The organism is Nostoc sp. ChiQUE01b, from assembly GCF_034531255.1.
Classification (GTDB): Bacteria; Cyanobacteriota; Cyanobacteriia; order Cyanobacteriales; family Nostocaceae; genus Nostoc.
The window spans coordinates 19,608-43,398 of the sequence record NZ_JAVRBM010000059.1 but is presented as its reverse complement, the minus strand read 5'-3'; the positions used below and the strand labels follow the sequence as shown (position 1 = coordinate 43,398).

5 protein-coding genes and 1 pseudogene are annotated in these 23,791 nt (G+C 41.8%); all 6 read left to right on the top strand.

All coding sequences use genetic code 11. The annotated features are described in order from the left end of the window. The first annotated feature begins 1 nt into the window (after position 1). Positions 2-4,753, top strand: coding sequence for a type I polyketide synthase (locus tag RMY63_RS29230; RefSeq protein WP_322732060.1), 4,752 nt, complete (start codon positions 2-4; stop codon positions 4,751-4,753). Then, on the top strand, positions 4,750-8,103 hold the full coding sequence (locus RMY63_RS29225; protein ID WP_322732059.1) for an amino acid adenylation domain-containing protein: 3,354 nt from the start codon (positions 4,750-4,752) through the stop codon (positions 8,101-8,103). Before RMY63_RS29230 ends, RMY63_RS29225 begins: the two co-directional genes overlap by 4 nt. 15 nt (positions 8,104-8,118) lie before the next feature. Further along, positions 8,119-14,244: a type I polyketide synthase gene (locus tag RMY63_RS29220; protein ID WP_322732058.1), complete on the top strand. Its 6,126-nt coding sequence runs from the start codon at positions 8,119-8,121 to the stop codon at positions 14,242-14,244. Continuing rightward, the gene (locus RMY63_RS29215) at positions 14,241-17,585 is read left to right on the top strand and encodes an amino acid adenylation domain-containing protein (RefSeq protein ID WP_322732057.1); all 3,345 of its coding nucleotides are present in this window, start codon (positions 14,241-14,243) and stop codon (positions 17,583-17,585) included. The genes RMY63_RS29220 and RMY63_RS29215 overlap by 4 nt, the downstream gene beginning before the upstream one ends. A gap of 317 nt (positions 17,586-17,902) precedes the next feature. Further along, a pseudogene (locus RMY63_RS41945) lies at positions 17,903-21,637 on the top strand (beta-ketoacyl synthase N-terminal-like domain-containing protein); the annotation flags it as partial. Between the two features lie 60 nt (positions 21,638-21,697). After that, on the top strand, positions 21,698-23,791 hold the full coding sequence (locus RMY63_RS41940) for an SDR family NAD(P)-dependent oxidoreductase (RefSeq protein ID WP_416212561.1): 2,094 nt from the start codon (positions 21,698-21,700) through the stop codon (positions 23,789-23,791).

Here is a 23,791-nt window from a genome sequence, read left to right as displayed (position 1 = left end):
AATGGGAATTTCAGTAGATTATTCAAGCAAAAAAACAGGTTTAGAAATAGCTATTATTGGTATGAGTGGCTGTTTCCCAAAAGCTCAAAATATTGAACAATTTTGGCAAAATCTCCGAAACGGAGTAGAGTCAATTCATTTTTTCACTGACCAAGAGCTAAAAGATTTAGGTGTAGATTCGGCTCTCCTTGCAAACCCTTATTATGTCAAGGCAGAGGGTGTAGTTGAGGGTATAGATTTGTTTGATGCTTCATTCTTCGGCATAAATCCTAGAGAAGCTGAAATTATGGACCCCGGACTCCGTTTCTTTTTGGAATATGCATGGACAGCACTTGAAAATGCTGGCTACAGTTCCGAAGCTTACAATAAGCCGATAGGAGTTTACGCTGGTATTGGTTTTGGCGGTTATTTACCTAATATTTATTCAAATTCCGAGATTGTAGACTCTGTTGGTCAACAACAAATAGAGAAAGGAGTCTCTCCAGCTTCCGTTACACTTGCTTCTTACAAATTAAATTTACAAGGACCGAGTTATGCAGTTCAAACCACCTGCTCAAGTTCATTGGTTGCTTTACATTTAGCCTGTCAAAGTTTGCTAAGTGGCGAGTGTGATGTTGCTTTGGCTGGAGGAGTCTCAATTTCAGAAGCAGTTGGTTATATATATCAGCAAGAAGGGATTGCATCTCCTGATGGACATTGCCGTGCTTTTGATGCAAAAGCCAAGGGATGTCCGAGAGGAAGGGGTCTGGGTATTGTAGTTTTAAAACGTTTAGAAGAAGCGATCGCAGATGGAGATTGCATCCATGCGATCATCAAAGGTTCCGCCATTAATAATGATGGCGCTAACAAAGTTAGCTACACTGCACCCAGCATTCATGGTCAGGCAAAAGTGATTAGAGCCGCTCAGATTATGGCTGAGGTTGATCCCGAAACAATTACCTATATAGAGGCTCATGGGACTGGAACAACTCTTGGTGATCCGGTGGAAATTGCAGCTTTGACACAAGCTTTTCGGAGTAAAACTCAGAAAAAGGGCTTTTGTGCGATCGGTTCTTTGAAAACCAACCTTGGGCATTTGGACGAAGCTGCTGGAGTTGCAAGTATAATCAAAACCGTCTTAGCTCTCAAACATAAACAGATACCACCTAGCTTAAACTTTGAAGAACCATCACCCCAGATAGATTTTGCTAATAGTCCTTTTTACGTTAACAACACATTGTCTGAATGGAGAAGCAATGGCACTCCTCACCGTGCTGGAGTTAGTGCTTTTGGTTTTGGCGGCACAAATGCCCATGTAATTTTAGAGGAAGCAACCATAATTAAACCCTCTAGTTCTTCTCGACCCTGGCAGTTATTATTAATCTCAACTAAAACTAGCACTGCACTGGAAACTGCTACAGAAAATTTGGCTAATCATCTCAAGGAGCATTTAGATTTAAATCTTGCTGATGTTGCTCATACCTTACAAATAGGTCGCTGGACTTTGAACCATCGCCGAATGGTAGTTTGCCAAAACCAAGAAGATGCAATCGAGGCACTGCAAGACCCTCAAAGAGCTTTCACCCATTACCAAGAACCTTGTAATCGTTCAGTTGTATTTATGTTTTCTGGACAAGGTTCGCAATATGTAAATATGGGTCGGGAATTATATGAAACTGAAACAGTATTTAGAGAGCAAGTTGATTACTGCTGCGAGCTGCTCAAACCTCACTTGGAAGTAGACTTGCGTACAGTCCTCTATCCAAATGAAGAAAAAGCTCAACAAGCAGCACAAAAGTTGCAGCAAACAGCAATTACTCAACCAGCACTGTTTGTAATTGAATATGCTCTAGCCAAGTTATGGATGGCCTGGGGTGTGCATCCTGAGACTATGATTGGTCATGGTGTAGGAGAGTATGTAGCTGCCACAGTGGCAGGAGTTTTCTCTGTGGAAGATGCCTTGGCAATAGTAGCTACCCGAGGAAAACTCATGCAGCAGTGCAAGAGTGGTGCTATGCTCTCGGTTCAACTTCCAGAACAAAAGGTACAACAACTGCTAGAAAAGGAAATCTCTTTAGCCGCGAGTAACGCACCTTCTTCCTGCGTGGTATCCGGTTCAGAAGAAGCAATAGACCAATTACAACAAAAGCTACAACAACTAGGTATCGGTTGTCGGCGCTTGGATACTTCCCATGCCTTTCATTCTCAAATGATGTCACCCATCATTGAGACTTTCATGCAGTCGCTGCAAAAAGTAAAACTTAATCCCCCGAAAATTCCGTTTGTGTCCAATGTCAGCGGAACTTCGATTACCGCAGCCGAAGCAATAGACCCTAACTATTGGGCGAGGCATTTAAGGCAACCAGTACGCTTCAGTCAAGGGATGAGTGAGTTGCTCGAACAGTCAGAGCGAATACTGTTGGAAGTTGGGCCGGGACGGACGCTAAGTAGTTTGGCTAAACAACATCAAGCAGATGAACTAATAACACTAACCTCTATACGGCATCCTCAAGAACAACAATCAGATGTAGCATTTTTACTCAACACCTTGGGTAGGCTTTGGGTAGTAGGAGTTCAAATTAATTGGTCTGGTTTTTACGTAGATGAAAAGCGTCATCGTGTACCCTTACCTACTTATCCTTTTGAGCGCAAGCGTTACTGGCTTGAGGGAAATCGAAATGCACCTCTGACAATGACATCGCAAAAAACCTTAGACTTTGACAAGAAACCAGATATTGCTGACTGGTTCTACATTCCTCGCTGGAAGCAATCTACACTACTGGAGCTTTTTGGAAAGGAAAAACTGGTACAGCAACAGTCATCCTGGCTAGTGTTTGTCGATACCTATGGAGTTGGAGCAGAAATTGCCGAACGACTCAAACAACAAGGTCAGGATGTCATTACCGTTAAGGTCGGAGACAATTTTGCCAAACTCAGTGACTGTAGATATGCCATTAATCCTCAACAAAGAGATGACTATGATGCCTTGCTTCAAGCACTACGAGAGCAGAATTGGACTCCAGAAGGGATTGCTCATTTTTGGAGCGTTACTCCTAACGATATCTTACTCTCTCAAGAGCTAGACAAACAAACACAACATCAAATTTTTGAAGATTGTCAGTATCTCGGTTTCTGGAGCCTGCTTTTTTTAGCGCAGGCATTAGGAAAACAAGATATTAGCAATTCTCTGAAGCTGATGGTTGTAACCAGTAATTTATATGATGTAACTGGCTCAGAAAAATTATGCCCCTCTAAGGCAACTGTATTAGGCCCATGTAAGGTAATTCCAAAAGAATATTCAAATATAAATTGCTGCACTATCGATATAATAATCCCTTCTTCAGAAACCCTGCCAAGAAAAAAAGTTTTAGACAATCTCATAACAGAATTTACAGCAGACCAAACCGATGACATAGTTGCCTATCGTGGATATCATCGCTGGATTCAATCCTTTGAGAAGGTACGTTTGGAAAAGAGTATAGCTGATAAAACTAAGTTAAGGGAAGGAGGGGTTTACTTAATTACTGGTGGACTAGGTGGTATTGGTTTAGTATTAGCAGAACATCTAGCAAAAACAGTACAGGCTAAGTTAATTCTAGTTGGGCGAAAGAGTATTCCCGAAAAAGATAATTGGTCTGAATGGTTAGCAACTCATGATGAACAAGATAGAGTTAGCCTTATAATTCGTAAAGTGCAATTATTGGAGGCTCTCGGCGCAGAAGTTTTGGTAATCAGCGCTGATGTGACTAATTCCGAACAAATGCACGCTGTGATTACTCAGTCAATAGAAAAATTTGGTCACATTAATGGTGTTATCCATTCAGCTGGTATTGCTGGTGGTGGTCTCATCCAATTTAAAACGCAGGATATAGCAAGCAAAGTCTTAGCACCAAAAGTCACAGGAACGATATTACTAGAGCAAGTTTTTCAGAATATTAATCTAGATTTCTTCGTATTGTGTTCATCACAAAGTTCTATATTGGGTGAATTTGGACAGGTAGATTACTGTGCGGCTAATGCATTTCTTGATGTATATGCATATAATCACGCTTTCACCTCTGAACGATTAACAATATCAATCGATTGGGGCGCTTGGCAAGAAATAGGGATGTCAGTGGAGACGGAGAGTATATTACCAGATAAAATCCAACATGTACTTCAAAAACATCTAAAAAAAGGAATAATGCCCCAAGAAGGTATCGATGCTTTTGAGCGGATTTTGGGAAGTGCCTTACCTCATGTTATTGTATCATCACAAAATTTCCAAGCTTTAATTGAGCGTAGTAATTCTTTAAACTATCTGGAAGAAGGATTAAAAATTTTGGAAGATAACTCAGCTTCAGCTAGTATCTCCCAAGCAAGCCATCCTCGCCCAAATCTAGGTCATGATTATGTTGCTCCTCGTAATGAAATTGAAGCAACTATTGCTCGAATTTGGCAACAGATCCTGGGAATTAATCTAGTAGGTATTCATGATAGCTTTTTGGATTTGGGAGGACAGTCTCTATTAGCTACTCAACTTCTCTCTAGATTGCGCGAAGAGTTTAAAGTAGACCTATCCCTGCAAAGTTTTTTTGAAGCACCTACTATCATAGAGCAAGTATTGATAATTGAACATATCCAAAGTTCTGGAGAAAAATATAACATCAACATGATTGAAAGACTCGAACGAACTAATGGGCAACAGGTATTAGCAAAGCTCGATAAAATTTCAGATCAAGAAGTTGAATTACTGCTGAATAAAATGTTAGCAGGAAAGGAGTCTGAGCAATGAGCAATACTCACGAGAATATTAATGAACTTTCACCAGATAAAAAACGTGAAATTTTAGCGAAACTACTTCAAGAAGATGTTAACCAAGTTCACATTTATCCAATGTCTTTTGGTCAACAGCGACTTTGGTTTTTAGACCAATTACAACCTGGTAATTTTGCTAATCACATCTGGGTAGCTTTGCGTCTTACGGGTTTCCTTCATCAAGCTGCATTTTTGCAGACTCTTAATGAAATCGTCCGACGCCACGAAGTTTTGCGAACTACTTTTGAAACGATAGAAGAAAAACCTGTTCAGGTAATTATTCCTAATTTAAGCTTGACTTTACCTACTATCAATCTGGAGGAGTTACCTGATATTCAGCAAAAAGCTGAAGTTAAAAAGTTAGTTATACAAGAAATACAACAACCCTTCAATTTGAGTCAAGCTCCATTACTCCGAGCTACTTTGCTGCAACTGAGCAACATAGAATATGTTCTAATATTCACAATGCATCACGTTATCTCCGATGGTTGGTCAATGGGAGTACTGATTAAAGAAGTCGCAGCACTTTATGAAGCTTTCTCGACAGGCCAACCGTCTCCGCTTTCGGAATTGCCAATACAGTATGTAGACTTTGCAGCATGGCAAAAGCAATGGCTACAAGGACAGATACTGCAATCACAAATATCTTATTGGAAAAACCAGTTAGAGGGCGCACCCAAATTATTAGAGTTACCCACTGACTACCCACGACCTGCTGTTGGCAGTTTCCGGGGTGCCACCTATTCGTTTGAGTTATCTTATGAGTTATCTGTAGCTTTAAATAAATTGAGCCAGCAGTATGAAAGCACCTTATTTATGACTCTGCTGGCAGCCTTTCAAACACTTCTATGGCGTTATACAGGTAGTGAAGATATTGTAGTTGGTTCACCCGTTGCTAACCGCAATCGCACAGAGTTAGAAGGATTAATTGGTTTTTTTATCAATACGATTGTACTACGAACTAATTTGGCAGGTAATCCTACCTTCGAGGAGTTACTAACTCGTGTGCGGAAAGTGGCATTAGCAGCTTATGCCCATCAAGATTTACCTTTTGAGCAGCTAGTAGAAGAACTGCAACCACAACGAAACTTAAGCCACACACCACTATTTCAAGTGATGTTTGTGCTTCAAAATTCGCCAATGTCTGCGTTAGAATTACCTGGTTTGACTTTAAGTCTTCTAGATATTGACAATGGCACAGCAAAGTTTGATTTGACCCTAGAGATCACAGAAAAAGCACAAAAACTTCTTGTTAATTTGGAGTTTAATACAGATTTATTCGAGGAAAGTACTATCAAGCGGATAGCTGGACATTTCCAGACCTTGCTTGAAGAAATTGCTTTAAATCCAAAGCTACGGATTTCAGAATTATCACTGCTAACAGAACCGGAGAAATATCAATTACTGCTAGAGTGGAATGATACAAAAGTTGAATATCCTGGACAGCAATGCATCCATGAGTTATTCGAGACTCAAGTAGAACGCACACCCAATGCGATCGCAGCAGTATTTGAAGATGAGCAGTTGAGCTATCGGGAACTGAACGCCAAAGCAAATCAACTAGCCCACTATTTGCAGCAGCTAGGAGTAAAACCAGAGGTATTGGTAGGGATTTGTGTAGAGCGATCGCTCTCTATGGTGATTGCAATATTAGGCATACTGAAAGCGGGTGGTGCTTATATACCAATCGATCCAGCGTATCCAGCAGAACGTTTAGCCTTTATATTGCAGGATGCTCAGGTATCAGTATTACTAACGCAGCACCACCTGATAAAGAATTTACCACAACATCAAACTAATGTTATTTGTTTAGATACTGACTGGGAAAGTATCACTCAGCAAAGCCCACAAAACCCAATCAGCGAATGTACAAGTGATAACTTGGCTTATATCATCTATACGTCAGGTTCAACAGGTCAGCCCAAAGGCGTGTTAGTCAATCACAGCAATGTGGTTCGTTTGTTAGCAGCAACGGAATATTGGTATAAATTTACTCAAGATGATGTTTGGACACTGTTCCATTCCATAGCCTTTGATTTTTCCGTTTGGGAACTCTGGGGAGCGCTGCTGTATGGTGGAAAAATCGTAGTAGTACCGTATTGGCTGAGTCGTTCACCCGAAGACTTTTACAAATTGTTGTTAACACAGCAAGTTACGGTACTTAACCAAACGCCTTCCGCTTTTTCCCAACTCATACAGGTGGAGGAATCTTTAGGAAATGCCAAAAGGCTAAATCTGCGATTGGTCATCTTCGGTGGAGAAGCATTGCAACTTGAGAGTTTAAGACCTTGGTTTGAGCGTCATGGCGACCAGTTTCCCCAGTTAGTCAATATGTACGGCATTACAGAAACAACCGTTCATGTTACATATCGTCCACTGACAAAGGCAGACTTGGAAGTAGGACTAGGAAGCATTATTGGTCGTCCAATTCCTGACTTGCAAGTTTATTTGTTAGATAAATATCAACAACCAGTACCGATTGGAGTTAAAGGTGAGATGTATGTTGGTGGTGCTGGTGTGACACGAGGTTATTTAAATAGACCAGAACTAACTACTGAAAGATTTATTTCTCATCCCTTTAGTAATCAACCAAACGCACGCCTTTATCAAACAGGCGACTTAGCTCGCTATTTAGCCAATGGAGACATTGAATACTTAGGACGTATTGATGATCAGGTGAAGATTCGGGGCTTTCGCATTGAACTAGGAGAAATTGAAGCAATTATTAGCCAACACCCAGTAGTACGCGAAACTGTAGTTGTGGTGGCAGATGCTCAACGAATAGTCGCCTATGTAGTTCTGCACAGAGAGCAAACACTGACAATTATTGAACTGCGTAACTTCATAGAGTTGAAGTTACCAAACTACATGGTGCCAACAGCTTTTGTGATCCTAGAGGCACTACCTCTCACGCCAAATGGTAAAGTCGATCACAAAGCTTTGCCAGCACCTGATACCGCACGTCCCCAATTAGAGGTAGTTTATCAACCACCCCAAACTGAAATAGAAGAAACTATTGCTGATATTTGGCAAAAAGTACTTCAAGTTGAAGATGTAGGAATCTATGACAACTTCTTTGAGCTCGGTGGTCATTCATTGCTTTTAGTTCAAGTTCATAGCAAACTACGTGAAATATTTAAAAAGAATTTATCTGTTATCGACCTATTTAGATATCCCACTATAAACTCTTTAGCAAATTCTTTGAATCAAGATAAAAATCAACAAGCATCCTCTTATGTGACACACATTGCATCTGAAAGAATTGCCGATGGCAAAGCTCAACAAAGAAAGCGGCGGCAAAAAATTAAATCTCTTGAAAATATTTAAGTATTATTCAAAATTATGACTATTACCACAGCAGCAAATTCTCTCACTGGTTCAGAAATAGCAATTATCGGCTTAACAGGGCGCTTTCCGGGAGCGAAAGACATTGATGAATTCTGGGATAATCTCCAAAAGGGCGTGGAGTCAATTTCTTTTTTCACTGATGAAGAATTATTGTCAGCAGGTGTAAGTTCATCTATATTAAATGAGCATAATTATGTAAAAGCACAGGCTGTATTAGAAGATGCAGAATTATTTGATGCAGAGTTTTTTGGCTTTAATCCCAGAGAAGCAGAAATTACAGATCCGCAACACCGAATTTTCCTAGAGTGTGCTTGGTCAGCCCTGGAAAATGCTGGATACGATTCACAAACTTATAAAGGTGTTATTGGTGTTTATGGCGGTTCTAGTCTGAGCAGTTACTTACTTAATATTTATTTAAATCAAAATATCGTCAATTCTATTGATCCTCAGCAACTCACAATAGCAGCTAATAAGGACTATTTAACCACACGCGTTTCTTACAAACTTAACTTAGAAGGCCCTAGTTATGCCGTGCAAACTGCCTGCTCCACTTCATTAGTTGCTGTTCACTTAGCGATTATGAGCTTGCTGAATGGTGAATGCGATATCGCTTTAGCTGGTGGAGTTGCCATAAGTGCCACAAGAAAAGACGGGTATATGTACACAGAAGGGGGAATATTATCTCCCGATGGACATTGCCGTGCATTTGATGCTAAGGCACAGGGTTCTGTGGGCGGTGAAGGTGTAGGTATTGTGGTATTAAAACGATTAGAAGATGCTTTGAACGATCGCGATCGCATTCATGCTGTAATCAAAGGATCGGCTATCAATAATGATGGTTCACTTAAAGTCAGCTATACAGCTCCCCGCATCGATACCCAAGCAAAAGTAATTAGAACAGCCCAAGTAGTAGCCGAAGTAGAACCAGAAACTATCACTTATGTTGAAACTCACGGTACAGCAACAGCCTTAGGAGATCCCATTGAAATTGCGGCCCTGACACAAGCTTTTCGCTCTAGTACCCAAAATATTGGATTCTGCGCCATTGGTTCTGTCAAAACCAATATTGGGCATTTGGATACTGCGGCTGGTGTAACGGGATTAATCAAAACTGTTCTGGCACTCAAGCACAAACAAATACCTCCCAGCTTACACTTTACTTCCCCTAATCCCGAAATTGACTTTGCCAATAGTCCTTTCTACGTCAATACCACACTTTCGGAATGGGAAACAAATGGCACTCCCCGACGTGCAGGAGTTAGTTCCTTTGGGTTAGGGGGAACTAATGTCCATGTAGTTCTTGAAGAAGCCCCAGTTGTCGAAGCTTCCAGTTCTTCTCGCCCTTGGCAGTTGTTAACGTTATCCGCCAAAACTAGTTCAGCACTGGAAACGGCTACAACAAATCTAGCTAATTATTTGCAAGAATACCCTGATTTAAATCTTGCTGATGTGGCTTATACATTGCAGGTTGGGCGCAGAAACTTCGACTATCGGCGTGCAGTTGTCTGCCGAGATATTCAAGATGCTGTCAACGCACTTCAAGATCCTAAACGAGTTTTCAGCAGTACTCAGAAAACTCAGGAACGCCCTGTTGCCTTCATGTTTTCTGGATTGGGAACCCATTACATTGATATGGCTCTTGAACTTTACCAAACTGAGCCAACATTTCGCACCTGTGTTGACCAATGCTGCAAACTCCTCAAACCCCAGCTTGGTCTTGATTTACGAGATATTCTGTATCCCAAGAGAAACAGTAAGAATGAAAATAAACCAAATACCCTTGCTGCTGGGCTAGATTTCCGAAAAATGCTAGGTCGTGGAACAGAACAAGCAGATGTAAGCACTCAAAAGCTGAATCAAACTTTTCTCACCCAACCAGCTATCTTCGTCATTGAATACGCTTTAGCTCAATTGTGGATATCATGGGGAATTCGTCCTTCGGCAATGATTGGCTACAGCATTGGTGAATATGTAGCAGCAACTCTAGCAGAGGTTTTGTGTCTAGAAGACGCTTTAACTTTGGTAGCTAAAAGAGCGCAAATGATTCAAGAGTTACCAAGTGGGGCAATGCTGGCGATCGCTCTCTCAGAGGAGGAAATAAAACCTCTGTTGAACGATCAAATCTCCATATCTGCAATCAACGGGTCATCGTTGTGTGTGATTGCAGGTTTCACAGATGCTGTTGAGAAATTGGAAAGACAGTTGAGTACACGGGGTTTAGTTGGGAAGCGTTTACAGACTTCTCATGCTTTTCATTCTGTGATGATGGAGGCGATCGCACCAACTTTTCACGATTTAGTGCAAACCTTTAGCCTCAAACCCCCGAAAATTCCCTATTTATCCAACGTTACGGGAACTTGGATTACAGCCGACCAGGCAACAGATCCCAGTTATTGGGTGAAGCACCTCTGCCAAGCAGTGCGCTTTGCTTCGGGAGTGCAACAGTTATGCCAAAAAGACAATCCCATTTTACTGGAGGTTGGGCCCGGTCAGGCATTGAGTAGTTTTGCATCGCAATGTTTAGAAAGTGACGATAGAGCTAAATCTGTAATGCTCCCTTCCCTACAGCATTCCTACGAGCAACAGTCAGATGTCGCCTTCTTAATGAACACATTGGGTCGCCTTTGGTTGGCAGGGACAAAAGTAGACTGGTCTGGTTTTTACGCCGATGAACAACGTGATCGCATCCCCTTACCGACGTATCCTTTTGAACGCCAACGTTACTGGATTGATGCCAATCCTGAAGCTAACTTGGCTACGCGATGCTTCCAAGGTGAGCCGCGCAAGGCCCTATCGCAACCAGCATTACACAAAAACCCAAATATTGCCGACTGGTTCTACATCCCCTCCTGGAAGCGCTCTCCCATACCATTAAAATCAGTACAAAAGTTATGTTGCTTAGTCTTTGTTAATACTATTGGAGTTGGTTCCCAAGTTGCCAAACAGCTAGAATTACAGGGTCATGATGTCATCACTGTGACGGTTGGAGAACAGTTTACCAAGTTAGGCGAATGTACTACAGACAGGCTGCGCCAACGCCGTTACGCAATTAATCCCCAAGCAAGCTGTGATTATGATACCTTACTGAAGGAACTTGACTCATTGGATTTAAAACCAAATGCGATCGCTCATTTTTGGAGTCTGATCCCCAACGCACACGCAGAATCACCTCATCAGTTTTTTGAAGAATGTCAAAATAATGGTTTTTATAGTCTACTTTTCCTGGCGCAGGCATTGGGAAAACAAGAAGTTACCAACGATCTGCAAATTCTGCTTGCAACTAACAATGTGCAAGAGGTGAATGGCGATGAAGAGTTGTGTCCAGAAAAAGCAACTGTCATGGGAATGTGTAAAGTAATTCCTCAAGAATATCCCAATGTCACCTGTCGTCATATTGATGTAGTCATTCCTGAATCAGGGACACCCCAAGAAAATCAACTCATAGACCAACTTGTAACAGAACTCACTCAAACGGCATCTGAAAATATAGTTGCCTACCGTGGCAAACATCGTTGGGTGCAAACTTTTGAACCAATACAACTTGAGGAACCAACTCAAGAAAAAATTTCCATCAGGGAAAGGGGAGTGTACTTAATCGCTGGTGGTTTGGGGGATGTTGGCTTGGTTCTAGCAGAATATTTAGCCCAGACAGCACATGCCAAACTAATTCTCACAGGGCGTTCAGGTTTGCCCACAAGACAAGAGTGGTCACAATGGCTAGCAGCTCATGATGAAAACGACAATATCAGTCGCAAAATCCAGAAAGTGCAAGCATTAGAAGCATTGGGTGCTGAAGTTTTAATTTGCCGCGCCGATGTTGCTAATCTCGAACAAATGCAAGCAGTAATGACTCAAGCATCAAACCACTTTGGTGAGATTCATGGTGTCATTCATACTGCAACTGTGAGAGTGTACAACACTGTTCAGCAGATAAGTAAAACTGAGTGTGAAACTCAATTACGCTCCACAGGCTATGGATTATTTGTATTAAAAAAAATATTACAGGAAAAACAACTCGATTTCTGCGTAGTCATATCGTCATTAGCATCTGTTCTGGGTGTACTGGGCATGGCTGCCTATCCAGCAGCGCACATATTCACGGATGCTTTTGTACACAAACACAATCAAACAAGTCTTATTCCTTGGTTGAGCATCAATTATGGCGACTGGATCACTCAAGAATCCTCTGAATCGATGACTGTGCTCAAAGGTGCGGACTCGATGATGACGCGGCAAGAAGGTCTGGAGGTTTTTAAACGTGCTTTATCTACAAGTAAATTTACTCAGATAGTTACATCAACGGTAGACTTGCAAGCTAGCATCAAGAGATGGATTAAACTGGAAATTCCTCAAGATTCTCAACTTGCCTCAAAAACCAGTTCCGCTTCATTTTATTTAAGACCTAATTTAGATAATGTCTATGTTGCTCCGAGAAGTGAGGTAGAGCAAACTATTGCCAATATCTGGCAAGAACTCCTTGGTATTGGGCAAATAGGTATTCACGATAGCTTTTTCGAGTTGGGTGGGGACTCTGTGCTTGGCATTCAAGTCAGTGCCAGAGCTGCTAAAGCTGGTTTTCGACTAACTCCTCAGCAATTATTTGAACATCAGACAATTGCCAAACTCGCAAAGGTAGCAAGCACAACCCAAATTGTCCAGGCTGAACAAGGCTTAGTAACTGGTTCACTGCCTCTGACGCCTATTCAGCACAGGTTCTTTGAACGTAATATATCAGAACCACACCATTGGAACCAGTCAATTTTATTAGAAGCCACAGAAGTTGTCGATCCCGTCGTGTTAGAGCAAGCATGGCAGCAACTATTCTTACATCATGATGCACTTCGCCTGCGGTTCAGATTGTCAGAATGTGGTTGGCAGGCAATTATCACTAGCCTTGAAGAAGTACCATTTACACACATAGATTTGTCAGCATTGTCATCTGATGCTCAAAAACTGGCACTGGAGACAACTGCTGGTCAATTACAAGCTAGTCTCAACCTGTCAGCAGGTCCGATTGTGCGGGTAGCGCTTTTTGACTTTGGTGCAAATAAATCAAGCCGCTTGCTCATCGCTATCCATCACTTGGGAGTAGATCCCGGTTCTTGGCGAGTCTTGTTAGAGGATCTGCAAACGGCTTATCAGCAACTCCGTCAGGGTAAGGCAATTGATCTGCCACCAAAAACAACCTCTTATAAACAATGGGCTTTGCGGCTAGAGGAATATGCTCACTCAGCAAATTTACAGAAAGCTCAAAATTACTGGTTGAGCGATCGCCACCAGCAAGTTTCTCCTCTGCCAATAGATTATTCTGGTAGCATCAACAATGTAGCATCAGAGCAAATTGTTTCAGTAACACTGAGTGCTAAAGATACTCAAGTCCTGCTTCAAGAAGTTCCAGCAGTTTATCGAACTAATACACAAGAAGTTCTGCTCACTGCTCTTGTACAGGCTTTTACAGGATGGACAGGCGGAAATTTGCTCCTGGTTGACCTTGAAGAAAATGGGCGAGAAGTCAGTACAAGTGGTATAGATAATGCCGATATATCAAGGACAGTAGGTTGGATTACTACTACCTATCCTGTACTTTTGGACTTAGAAAAAACTGACAATCCAGGCGATGCCTTAAAAGTGATTAAGGAGCAACTGCGTAGCATTTCTAGTGAGGGTCTTGACTATGGAGTATTACGCTATCTGAGTCAGGATACGGTACTTCAAGATAAAATTCGGTCACTTCCTCAAGCAGAGGTGGCATTTCTTTACGTTGGTCAGATTGCTAAAAGTTTGCCTCAAGATTCTTTGTTCCAATTGACTGAAGAATTGCCTGACGCGACGCGCAGTCTCGAAGCAACTCAGCCTCATAAGTTACATTTGATTGGGACAGTTACTGAAGGTCAGTTGCAGTTAGATTGGTATTACAGCAAAAATCTCCATCAACGTCAGACAATAGAAAAGTTATCAGATAATTTTGTCAAAGCGCTCTTGTCTCTCATCACCCATTGTCAGTCCCTGGAAACAGTAGAGTATACCCCTTCAGATTTTTCAGTAGCAAATATAAATCAAGAAAACTTGAGTAAGTTGCTAGCTCAGGTTGGTCAATCAGGTAGGAGAAATTTTCAATGATACAAAATAATATTGAAGATATATATGAACTTTCACCCATGCAGCAGGGGATGCTTTTTCACAAGATTGCTGCACCTAATTCTGTAGTGTATTTTGAGCAAGCTTGCTTCAGTTTGCAAACTCAACTTAATGTCTTAGCCTTTCAGAAAGCTTGGCAGCGAATTGTAGATCGCCATACAATTTTGCGTACCTCTTTCTATTGGGATAATCTTGATAAACCTTATCAGGTCGTTCATCAACAAGTGGACTTGCCGTGGGAATTCCAAGACTGGCGGCAATTATCTTTACAAGAGCAACAAAAGCAGCTAAAAGCTTTCTTAAAAGCAGATGGTGATCGCGGCTTTGAACTTTCTCAAGCTCCATTAATCCGCCTAACATTGATTCAAGTAGCTGATAACACTTATGAATTTGTTTTCAGCTTTCACCACATATTAATGGAAGGATGGTCTATAAATTGGTTGTGGAAGGAATTCTATGAGTTTTATAATGCTTTTTGCCAAGGCCAAGATTTATATCTGGAAGCTCCCCGTCCCTATCGAGAATATATTGCTTGGCTACAGCAGCAAGACCTGAATCAGGCAGAGGCTTTTTGGCGGCAGAAACTCAAAGGATTCACACTACCAACACCAATTATTGTGGGTAAGTCTTCTGCTAGCTTTTCTGACCAAAAAGAAAATTATCAAAGGCAAGAAGTCTCAGTGTCGGCTACTATGACAACTGCCTTAAAATCTTTTGCACGTAAGCATCAGATTACCTTAAATATCCTAATTAAAGGAGCTTGGGCTTTACTTTTAAATCGTTATAACCAAGAGTCAGATATAGTTTTTGGATCTACATCTTCAGGGCGACCCACTGCCCTAGCAGATGCAGAGTCTATGATCGGACTCTTTATCAACACACTGCCATTACGAGTACAAGTGCAGAGTAATGCTTATCTCTCACCTTGGCTGAAAAAGCTTCAAGCCGAAGAAGTTCAGATGCGTGAGTATGAATATAGTCCGTTACTCAAAATTCAACAATGGAGTGAGATACCTCGTGGTCTACAATTATTTGATAGTATTTTAATTTTTGATAATGAGTTAGTAGATTACAATCAAGGAATGCTTGCTCAAAGCATAGGGGTTGTTGAATCTCAGTTATTGGATCAATCTCGGTCATTATTTGACTGGACAAACTACCCTCTCACCGTAAAGGTAGTGCCTAAATTAGACTTATTGAATCTGTGCATTTCATATGATACCCGTCGCTTTGATAGTGCTACTATTACCCGGATGCTGGGACACTTCCAGACTTTATTGTCAAGCATAGTTAGTAATCCCGAACAACGGATTTCAGATTTGCAATTACTAACCCCATCTGAAGTAAAACAGTTATTAGTTGAGTGGAATGATACCAAGACAGACTATGCTCAAGATAAGTGCATTCATCAATTGTTTGAGGCGCAGGTAGAGAAAACACCAAATGCGATCGCAGTTGTCTTTGAAGACCAACAGTTGAGCTATCGGGAACTGAACGCCAAAGCAAATCAACTGGCGCATTATTTGCAAAAGCTGGGAGTAAAACCAGAGGTATTGGTAGGGATTTGTGTAGAGCGATCGCTCTACATGGTAGTCGGGCTTTTAGGCATCCTCAAGGCAGGTGGTGCATACATACCACTAGATCCAGCATATCCCAAAGAACGATTAGCTTTCATACTAGAAGATGCTCAAGTACCATTATTGCTGACTCAAGCTTCCCTCTTGTCAGCAATGCCTCAACACAAAGCCCAAGTCATTTGTTTGGATACTGATTGGCAGGCGAATACCTACGGCACGGCTTCTCTTCTCTACGAGAGGCTACACCAACGAGACGCTCCGCGAACGCCGAACGCCCAACAAAGCAAAGAAAATTTATTGTGTCAGTTAACTACTGAAAATCTAGCTTACATCATTTATACTTCTGGTTCCACAGGTCAACCAAAAGGTGTACAAATTCCCCACAGCGCTTTGAGCAACTTTTTGTTCGCTATGAAGCAAACCCCAGGATTAACCCAGGAGGATACTTTACTGGCAATCACTACCAATTCCTTTGATATTGCGGTATTAGAGCTTTTCCTGCCAATCATAGTAGGTGGTCGGTTAGTAGTTGTTAGTCGAGAAGTAGCCTTGGACGTAACGCAGTTGTCAGCAACACTGGCTGATTCAAAAGCTACAGTCATGCAAGCCACACCAGCGACATGGCAGTTACTTCTGGTTACAGGCTGGGGTGGTAACGATCAATTAAAAATCCTCTGTGGTGGCGAAGCCTTACCCGCACATCTAGCCAATCAATTACGGCAACGGTGTCACTCACTATGGAATATGTATGGTCCTACCGAAACCACCATTTGGTCAGCAGCATCTCAGATAAAAACTGATAGCAAAGTTGTACCCATTAGTCACCCAATTGCTAACACGCAACTTTACATCTTAGACCAATACAGCCAGTTAGTTCCTGTAGGTATAGCAGGCGAATTGCATATAGGTGGACAAGGACTGGCACGAGGCTATTTCAACCGTCCGGAACTGACCGCCCAGAAATTTATCCCCAACCCCTTTAGCAATAACTCAGCAGCGCGTTTGTACAAAACAGGCGATTTAGCACGCTATTTACCTAATGGAGATATTGAATACCTGGGACGTATTGATTATCAGGTGAAGATTCGTGGTTTCCGCATCGAACTTGGAGAAATTGAAGCAATTATTAGCCAATACCCAGTGGTACGAGAAACTGTGGTTGTGGCAGCAGATGCTCAGAGTTTAGTAGCTTATGTAGTCCCGCACACAGAGCAAACACTGATGATTACTGAACTGCGGGGCTTTTTAGAGTCGAATTTACCAAACTATATGCTGCCAACGGCTTTTGTGATATTAGAGGCATTGCCACTGACACCAAATGGTAAAGTCGATCGCAAAGCATTAAAAGCACGTGATACCGCACGTCCTCAATTGCAAGCAGTTTATCAGCCACCCCAAACCGAGGTAGAAAAAACTATTGCTGATATTTGGCAAGAAATACTCCAAGTTGAAAATGTAGGAATTCATGATAACTTCTTTGAACTTGGCGGTCATTCATTACTCTTGGTTAAAGTTTATAGCAAATTGCAAAAAACATTTCAGCGAGATTTCTCTATGATTGAAATGTTTCAGTATCCTACCATCAGTTACTTAGCTAAATATCTGATTCAAGAGTCAAGCGAACAAGCAGGTTTTACACAACATTCTCATCGCCATGAAAGCAGAAGTGCTTCAGTACAGCAACGCAAACAAGCTAGAAAAAAACATCGAGCAGCGACAAAGCAAAAGGGTGTTTCATTACAATGATGAGCTAAAAAATCCGGTGTCGTATAAATGCGGAATGTAGGTTATAGATTTTCCTTTGCGCCTTTGCGTAAGACATTCATCCCTAAATTCAACAACGCCAAAAATCCAATTATTTCAAGACGTAAAATGACACCAGTTAAACCAAATGTCTCAATAATTAATTACTTATTTGAGATCAAAAAAGTATTCTAGTTAATCCGAATAATAATTATTAGAATTATTTGTTTACTATAACAAAGCAAGAATTTCGAATAAAAACTAGATGCAACAACTAACAAGTTTTTGATTTCTTCAGCACAGTTTATCTCAACTTCACGATGAATATGTTAAACAAGCAAGACGAAATAGCTATCATCGGTATGGCAGGGCGTTTACCCGGAGCTAAAAACGTTGATATTTTTTGGCAAAATATTCGAGATGGTATAGAGTCTATTTCTTTTTTCACTGATGAGGAATTAGTATCGGCAGGGATAGATCCAGTATTGCTGAATCAAACTAGTTACGTCAAAGCAGGTGGTGTACTGGAAGATATAGAGTTATTTGATGCTTCATTTTTTGGTTTTCCTCCTAAAGAAGCCGAAATTACAGATCCACAACACCGTCTTTTCTTGGAATGTGTTTGGGAAGCTCTAGAAAATGCTGGCTATAACTCTCAAATCTATGATGGTCAAATTGGTCTTTTCGCTGGTGTCGCTGCAAGTAACTATCTACTTTTTAACTTATATCCCAACCGGGACTTGATGAAATCAGTAGACAGTTTCCAACTTTTGATTGGAAACGACAAGGATTTTCTGCCCACACAAGTTTCTTACAAGTTAAACCTGAAGGGGCCAAGCATCAATGTTCAGACTGCCTGTTCTACATCGTTAGTTGCTGTCCATTTAGCCTGCCAAAGTTTACTCAATGGTGAAAGTGATATGGCTTTGGCTGGTGGCGTTTCTATACTAGTGCCGCAAAAATCTGGTTATCAATATCAAGAAGGCGGAATTCATTCTCCTGATGGACACTGCCGAGCTTTTGATGCCAAAGCTAAAGGAACTAATGGTAGCAATGGTTTAGGTGTAGTAGTTTTGAAAAGATTAGAGGATGCCATTGCTGATGGTGACTTGATTTATGCAGTTATCAAAGGTTCAGCTGTTAATAACGATGGTTCCTTAAAAGTTGGATATACAGCCCCCAGTGTTGATGGTCAGAGGGAGGTCATTTTAGAGGCCCTTGCCTTAGCTGGAGTTGAATCTGAGACTATCACGTATGTAGAAACACATGGTACTGGAACTGCTTTAGGCGATCCCATTGAAATCAAGGCTTTGACACAAGCTTTTCGTGCTAGCACAAGCAAAAAGGGCTTTTGTGCGATCGCCTCAGTAAAAACCAACATCGGACATTTGAACATAGCCGCAGGAGTCACAGGCTTAATCAAAACAGTTCTTGCCCTGAAAAATCAACAAATACCCCCCAGCCTGCACTTTGAACAACCCAACCCAGAAATAGATTTCGCCAACAGCCCCTTCTACGTCAACACCAAATTATCATCGTGGCAAACCAACGGCACACCACGCCGCGCCGGAGTCAGTTCCTTCGGCATTGGCGGCACAAATGCCCATATCATCTTAGAACAAGCGCCAGTCATTGAAAAGTCTAGTGCATCTCGCCCGTGGCAATTGTTACTCCTCTGTGCCAAAACCAGCACAGCGTTAGAAACAGCCACAGATAACCTACTAGCGCACCTCCAGCAACACCCGAAAATTGACCTAGCGGATGTTGCCCACACCCTACAAGTAGGTCGTCAAGCATTTGAGCATCGTCGTCTAGTAGTATGCTGTGACCTAAACGATGCTGTGGAAGTGTTGAGTAGTCAAAATCCACAACGTGTTTTAACTCACCACCACAAACCCAAACACTGTCCAGTCGTGTTCATGTTTTCTGGACAAGGGGCGCAATATGTGGATATGGCACGGGAACTGTACGAAGTTGAACCGACATTTCGTCAACATGTAGATACTTGCGCCCAGATTCTTCAGTCATATCTTCTTCTGGACATCCGCAAGGTACTTTTTCCCCAAGAACAAGAGCAAAAAACAGCTAGTCAACAACTGCAACAAACCGCAATCACCCAACCAGCATTGTTTGTCATCGAATATGCCCTTGCTCAATTATGGATGGAATGGGGAGTACATCCAGAGGGAATGATTGGTCACAGCATTGGGGAATATGTGGCTGCAACCATTGCTGGTGTATTTTCCCTAGAAGATGCTTTAGCTGTGGTCGCCACTAGGGGACGATTAATGCAGCAGTTGCCTAAAGGTAGTATGTTAGCAATTCCATTGCCAGCAGAAAATGTGCGATCGCTCTTGGCTGATGATGCATCTGTGCAAATAGCAGCCATTAATAGCCCATCTTCATGTGTGGTTTCTGGTAGCTGTGAGGCGATCGCAGCCTTCCAGGATCAATTATCCTCTCAAGGGATTGAATGCCGACTATTGCATACATCTCATGCGTTCCATTCACAGATGATGTCACCAATATTAGAGGAGTTTGTGCAGTTGGTGAAAAAATTCCAACTGAATTCACCATGCATTCGCTTTATTTCCAATTTAACAGGTAGTTGGATTACTCAAGAACAAGCGACAAATCCTAATTATTGGTGTCAACATTTGCGACAAACTGTGAGATTTTCAGATGGAATATCGCAACTGTTAGAGCAGTTTGAAGGTGTTTTTCTCGAGGTGGGGCCAGGACGAACTTTAAGCACATTAACAAAACAGCATTTAGATAAAACTGCCAAACAACAGGTATTAACTTCGTTACGCCATGTCAAAGAACAACAATCGGATGTTGCTTGGTTGTTGGAGACTTTAGGTCGATTGTGGCTTGCTGGTGTAGATATAAATTGGTCAGGATTTTATATCCATGAACAGCGTCATCGTTTGCCTTTGCCTACCTATCCTTTTGAGCGACAAAGGTACTGGATTGAACCACAAAAGCTAGCACCTTCCGAAAGACAGTTTAAGCCAAGGTTAACAGCATCAGAACTTTGGAAATCTCTGGTAGAAGCTGCTCTCATACAAGAAACTGACGGCATTAAGGAATTCGAGCATCAAAGTTATTTGGCGAACAAACAGTGGTTAGATCGTTTATGTGCTGGTTACATAAATCTTACGCTCAGGCGTTTAGGAGCTTTTAACAATCTCGACCAAAGGTATTCTATTCAGGAGTTATTTGAGCAATGCCAGATTATTCCTCAATACCGACAATTGTTATGTCGCTGGCTAGATGTACTGGTAGAGCAAAGTCACTTGCAGCAAGATAAAGGAATTTTTACAAACCTGCTTCCATTTTCAACGGACTCTATAAATGTTCTTGCACAAGAAGTTAGAGTCAGATGGGCAAACACACCCCAAGTAATAGATCAACTCCAAATCTGTGGCGAAAATCTGGCAGATGTAATGATTGGTGAAAAAGAACCATTGGAGTTGTTTGTTGCTCTGAGAAATAAGGAATCGGAAAATTCAAATCCAAAATTTAGTTTGGATAAGTACTACAAGGGAATCATGCAGACTATTCTGCAACAGGTAGTGAGGTTAGTACCACCAGAAGTGAACCTAAGAATTCTGGAAATTGGGGCTGGACAGGGACTCGCTACGGCAGAATTGTTACCTGTCTTGCCGTCCGAGCAAACCAATTACACTTTCACTGACGTAGGTGTTTTGTTTTTGGACGAAGCCCAACAAAAGTTTAATACCTATCCGTTTGTCGAATATCGCTTGCTAGATATTGAGCAGCCACCTCAAGAGCAGGGGTACAAGAGCCATAATTTTGATGTAGTCATAGCTTACAATGTGCTGCATGTGACCCAGAACATAGGAAAAACTCTCCAGCATATTCGCTCTCTACTGGCTCCCGAAGGCTTGCTCCTAATCTGGGAGTCAACTCAACCTGAACCAGCTTTCGATATTAGCTGGGGTTTGTTGATGAATCCCCTGGAGGACTATGAACGCAGCCGAGGTAATCCATTTTTATCAAAGGAGCAGTGGTATGAGGCACTTCGTACTCATGGGTTTGTTGAAGTAGCAGCTTTCCCTGAAACTGAAGCTTTAGGGCAGCATATTTTGGTGGCTCAAGCTCCTTCGTCAGCAGCACTACCATTAGCTTCAGCATTTACCGCAACCTTGGAGCAAAAAGATCCTAGCAATACGCGCCAACTATCATTAGATAAAAAGCCCGACATTGCCGATTGGTTCTACATTCCATCATGGAAACGCTCGATGGCACCGCAGCCTTTTAACTCAAAAGCTAGAACAACTCAGCCGGGATGCTGGTTAGTGTTTGCCGATGAGTGCGGCTTAGGTGAGAAAATGGTGCAACAACTCGAGCTTGATGGTCACGATGTGATTGTAGTCAAGGTTGGAGAGCGATTTGGTAGGGAGAACAAATCACCTCAACAGGTATATACCATCAATCCTCGACAAAGGGATGATTACGACGCACTCTTGAAAGAACTTCTTGCACTGAAGAAGATCCCAAAAACAATTGTTCATCTATGGACTGTTACATCAAATCTTCATGCAGAATTATCAATTGAGTCCCTTAAAAAGTCCGAATACTTGGGCTTTTACAGCCTAGTGTTTCTGGCGCAAGCACTCAGTGAAAATAACCAGACACATTCCCTTGGAATTACGATTGTCTCAGATAATATGCATGAAGTAACAGGTGAAGAGATGCTATACCCTGAAAAGGCGATGGCGCTTGGACCTTGTAAGGTCATTTCCCAAGAGTACCCGAACATAATCTGTCGTAGCATTGATGTTGTTATTCCTGTTTCAGAAAGTTGGCAAGAGGATAAACTTACAGACCAGTTGCTGGATGAGCTACATACCCAAACGTCTGACCGGGTTGTAGCTTACCGTGGAAATCATCGCTGGGCGCAAACCTTTGAACCCGTCCGATTGGATGAATCCGTGGAAGGAAAACCACGCTTAAGGGAAGAGGGAGTCTATCTGATTACAGGCGGATTGGGAGGCGTTGGTCTATTGAATGCAGAATATCTGGCAAAGACTGTACACGCCAAACTAGTACTAATAGGACATTCGGCTTTTCCTAATCGAGACGAGTGGTCACAATGGTCGTCAGCTCACGATCAAGAAGATAGCGTCAGCCATAAAATCCGTAAATTACAAGAACTTGAGACTTTGGGCGCAGAGGTTCTGGTGATCAACACCGATGTGATTAATCCAGAAAAAATGAAGGCAGCGATCGCTCAGGTAAAAAATCGATTTGGTCAAATTCATGGGGTGATCCATAATGCATCAGAAAACAAACAAGAATGGATTGCACAAAAAACGCTTTTAACAGGAGGAATTGTTTTTACACCTAAAGTTATGGGAACGTTAATACTCCACGATCTCTTCAAAGATGCCGATTTAGATTTCTTTGTACTGACTTCATCACAAGCTTCAATCACAGGTGGAATCGGGCAAGTAGAATACACCGCTACATGTGCCTTTCTTGACGCATTCGCTCACTACAGTGCTCGAAAACATGGCAGGTTCATTAAAGCTATGAACTGGAATAGATGGAAGACTCCAGAATGGATAGCTAAAACAAATATACAGCGTGTTTCAGGATTAACGCTCGAAGAAGCAGCATTAACACCTGAAGAGGGCATGGAAGCGTTTAGACGTATTTTGTTGAGTAGCACAGCGCCTCAAGTTGTTGTTTCAAATACCGATTTGAATAACTTAATTAATCGGAACTTGATTAATCTCAAAGATACTCTCAATTCTTTGTCAGAGCAAATTAGTAAAATTGCTCCAGTCAAACCAACTCACAAGCGCCCTAACTTAGGGAATTCATATGTTTCTCCACGTAACGAAATCGAGCTTACCCTGGCTGACATCTGGCAAGAAACCTTTGGTATTGAACAGGTAAGCATTTACGATAACTTTTTTGAGTTAGGAGGAGACTCTTTAGTTGCGACTATTGTCCTTTCTCGGTTACGCAAAACCTTCAAGATCGAACTGCCTTATAAAGCCTTCTTTGACAAACCTAGTGTGGCCGATCTCGCTGAGGTTATTGCACGAATACTGGCTGAACAGACAGATCGAGAGCAGCAGGCTCAAATGCTAGCAGAAATTGAGAACCTCTCAGAGGATGAAGTACAGACAATACTTGTCTCCCAAGAGCAATTGGTTGAGGCAGAAGATTAA

Excerpts from the sequence above, each read along its gene's own strand:
- RMY63_RS29225 (WP_322732059.1), top strand. The coding sequence starts at position 4,750 with ATGAGCAATACTCACGAGAATATTAATGAACTTTCACCAGATAAAAAA.
- RMY63_RS29215 (WP_322732057.1), top strand. The coding sequence starts at position 14,241 with ATGATACAAAATAATATTGAAGATATATATGAACTTTCACCCATGCAG.
- RMY63_RS29220 (WP_322732058.1), top strand. The coding sequence starts at position 8,119 with ATGACTATTACCACAGCAGCAAATTCTCTCACTGGTTCAGAAATAGCA.
- RMY63_RS29230 (WP_322732060.1), top strand. The coding sequence starts at position 2 with ATGGGAATTTCAGTAGATTATTCAAGCAAAAAAACAGGTTTAGAAATA.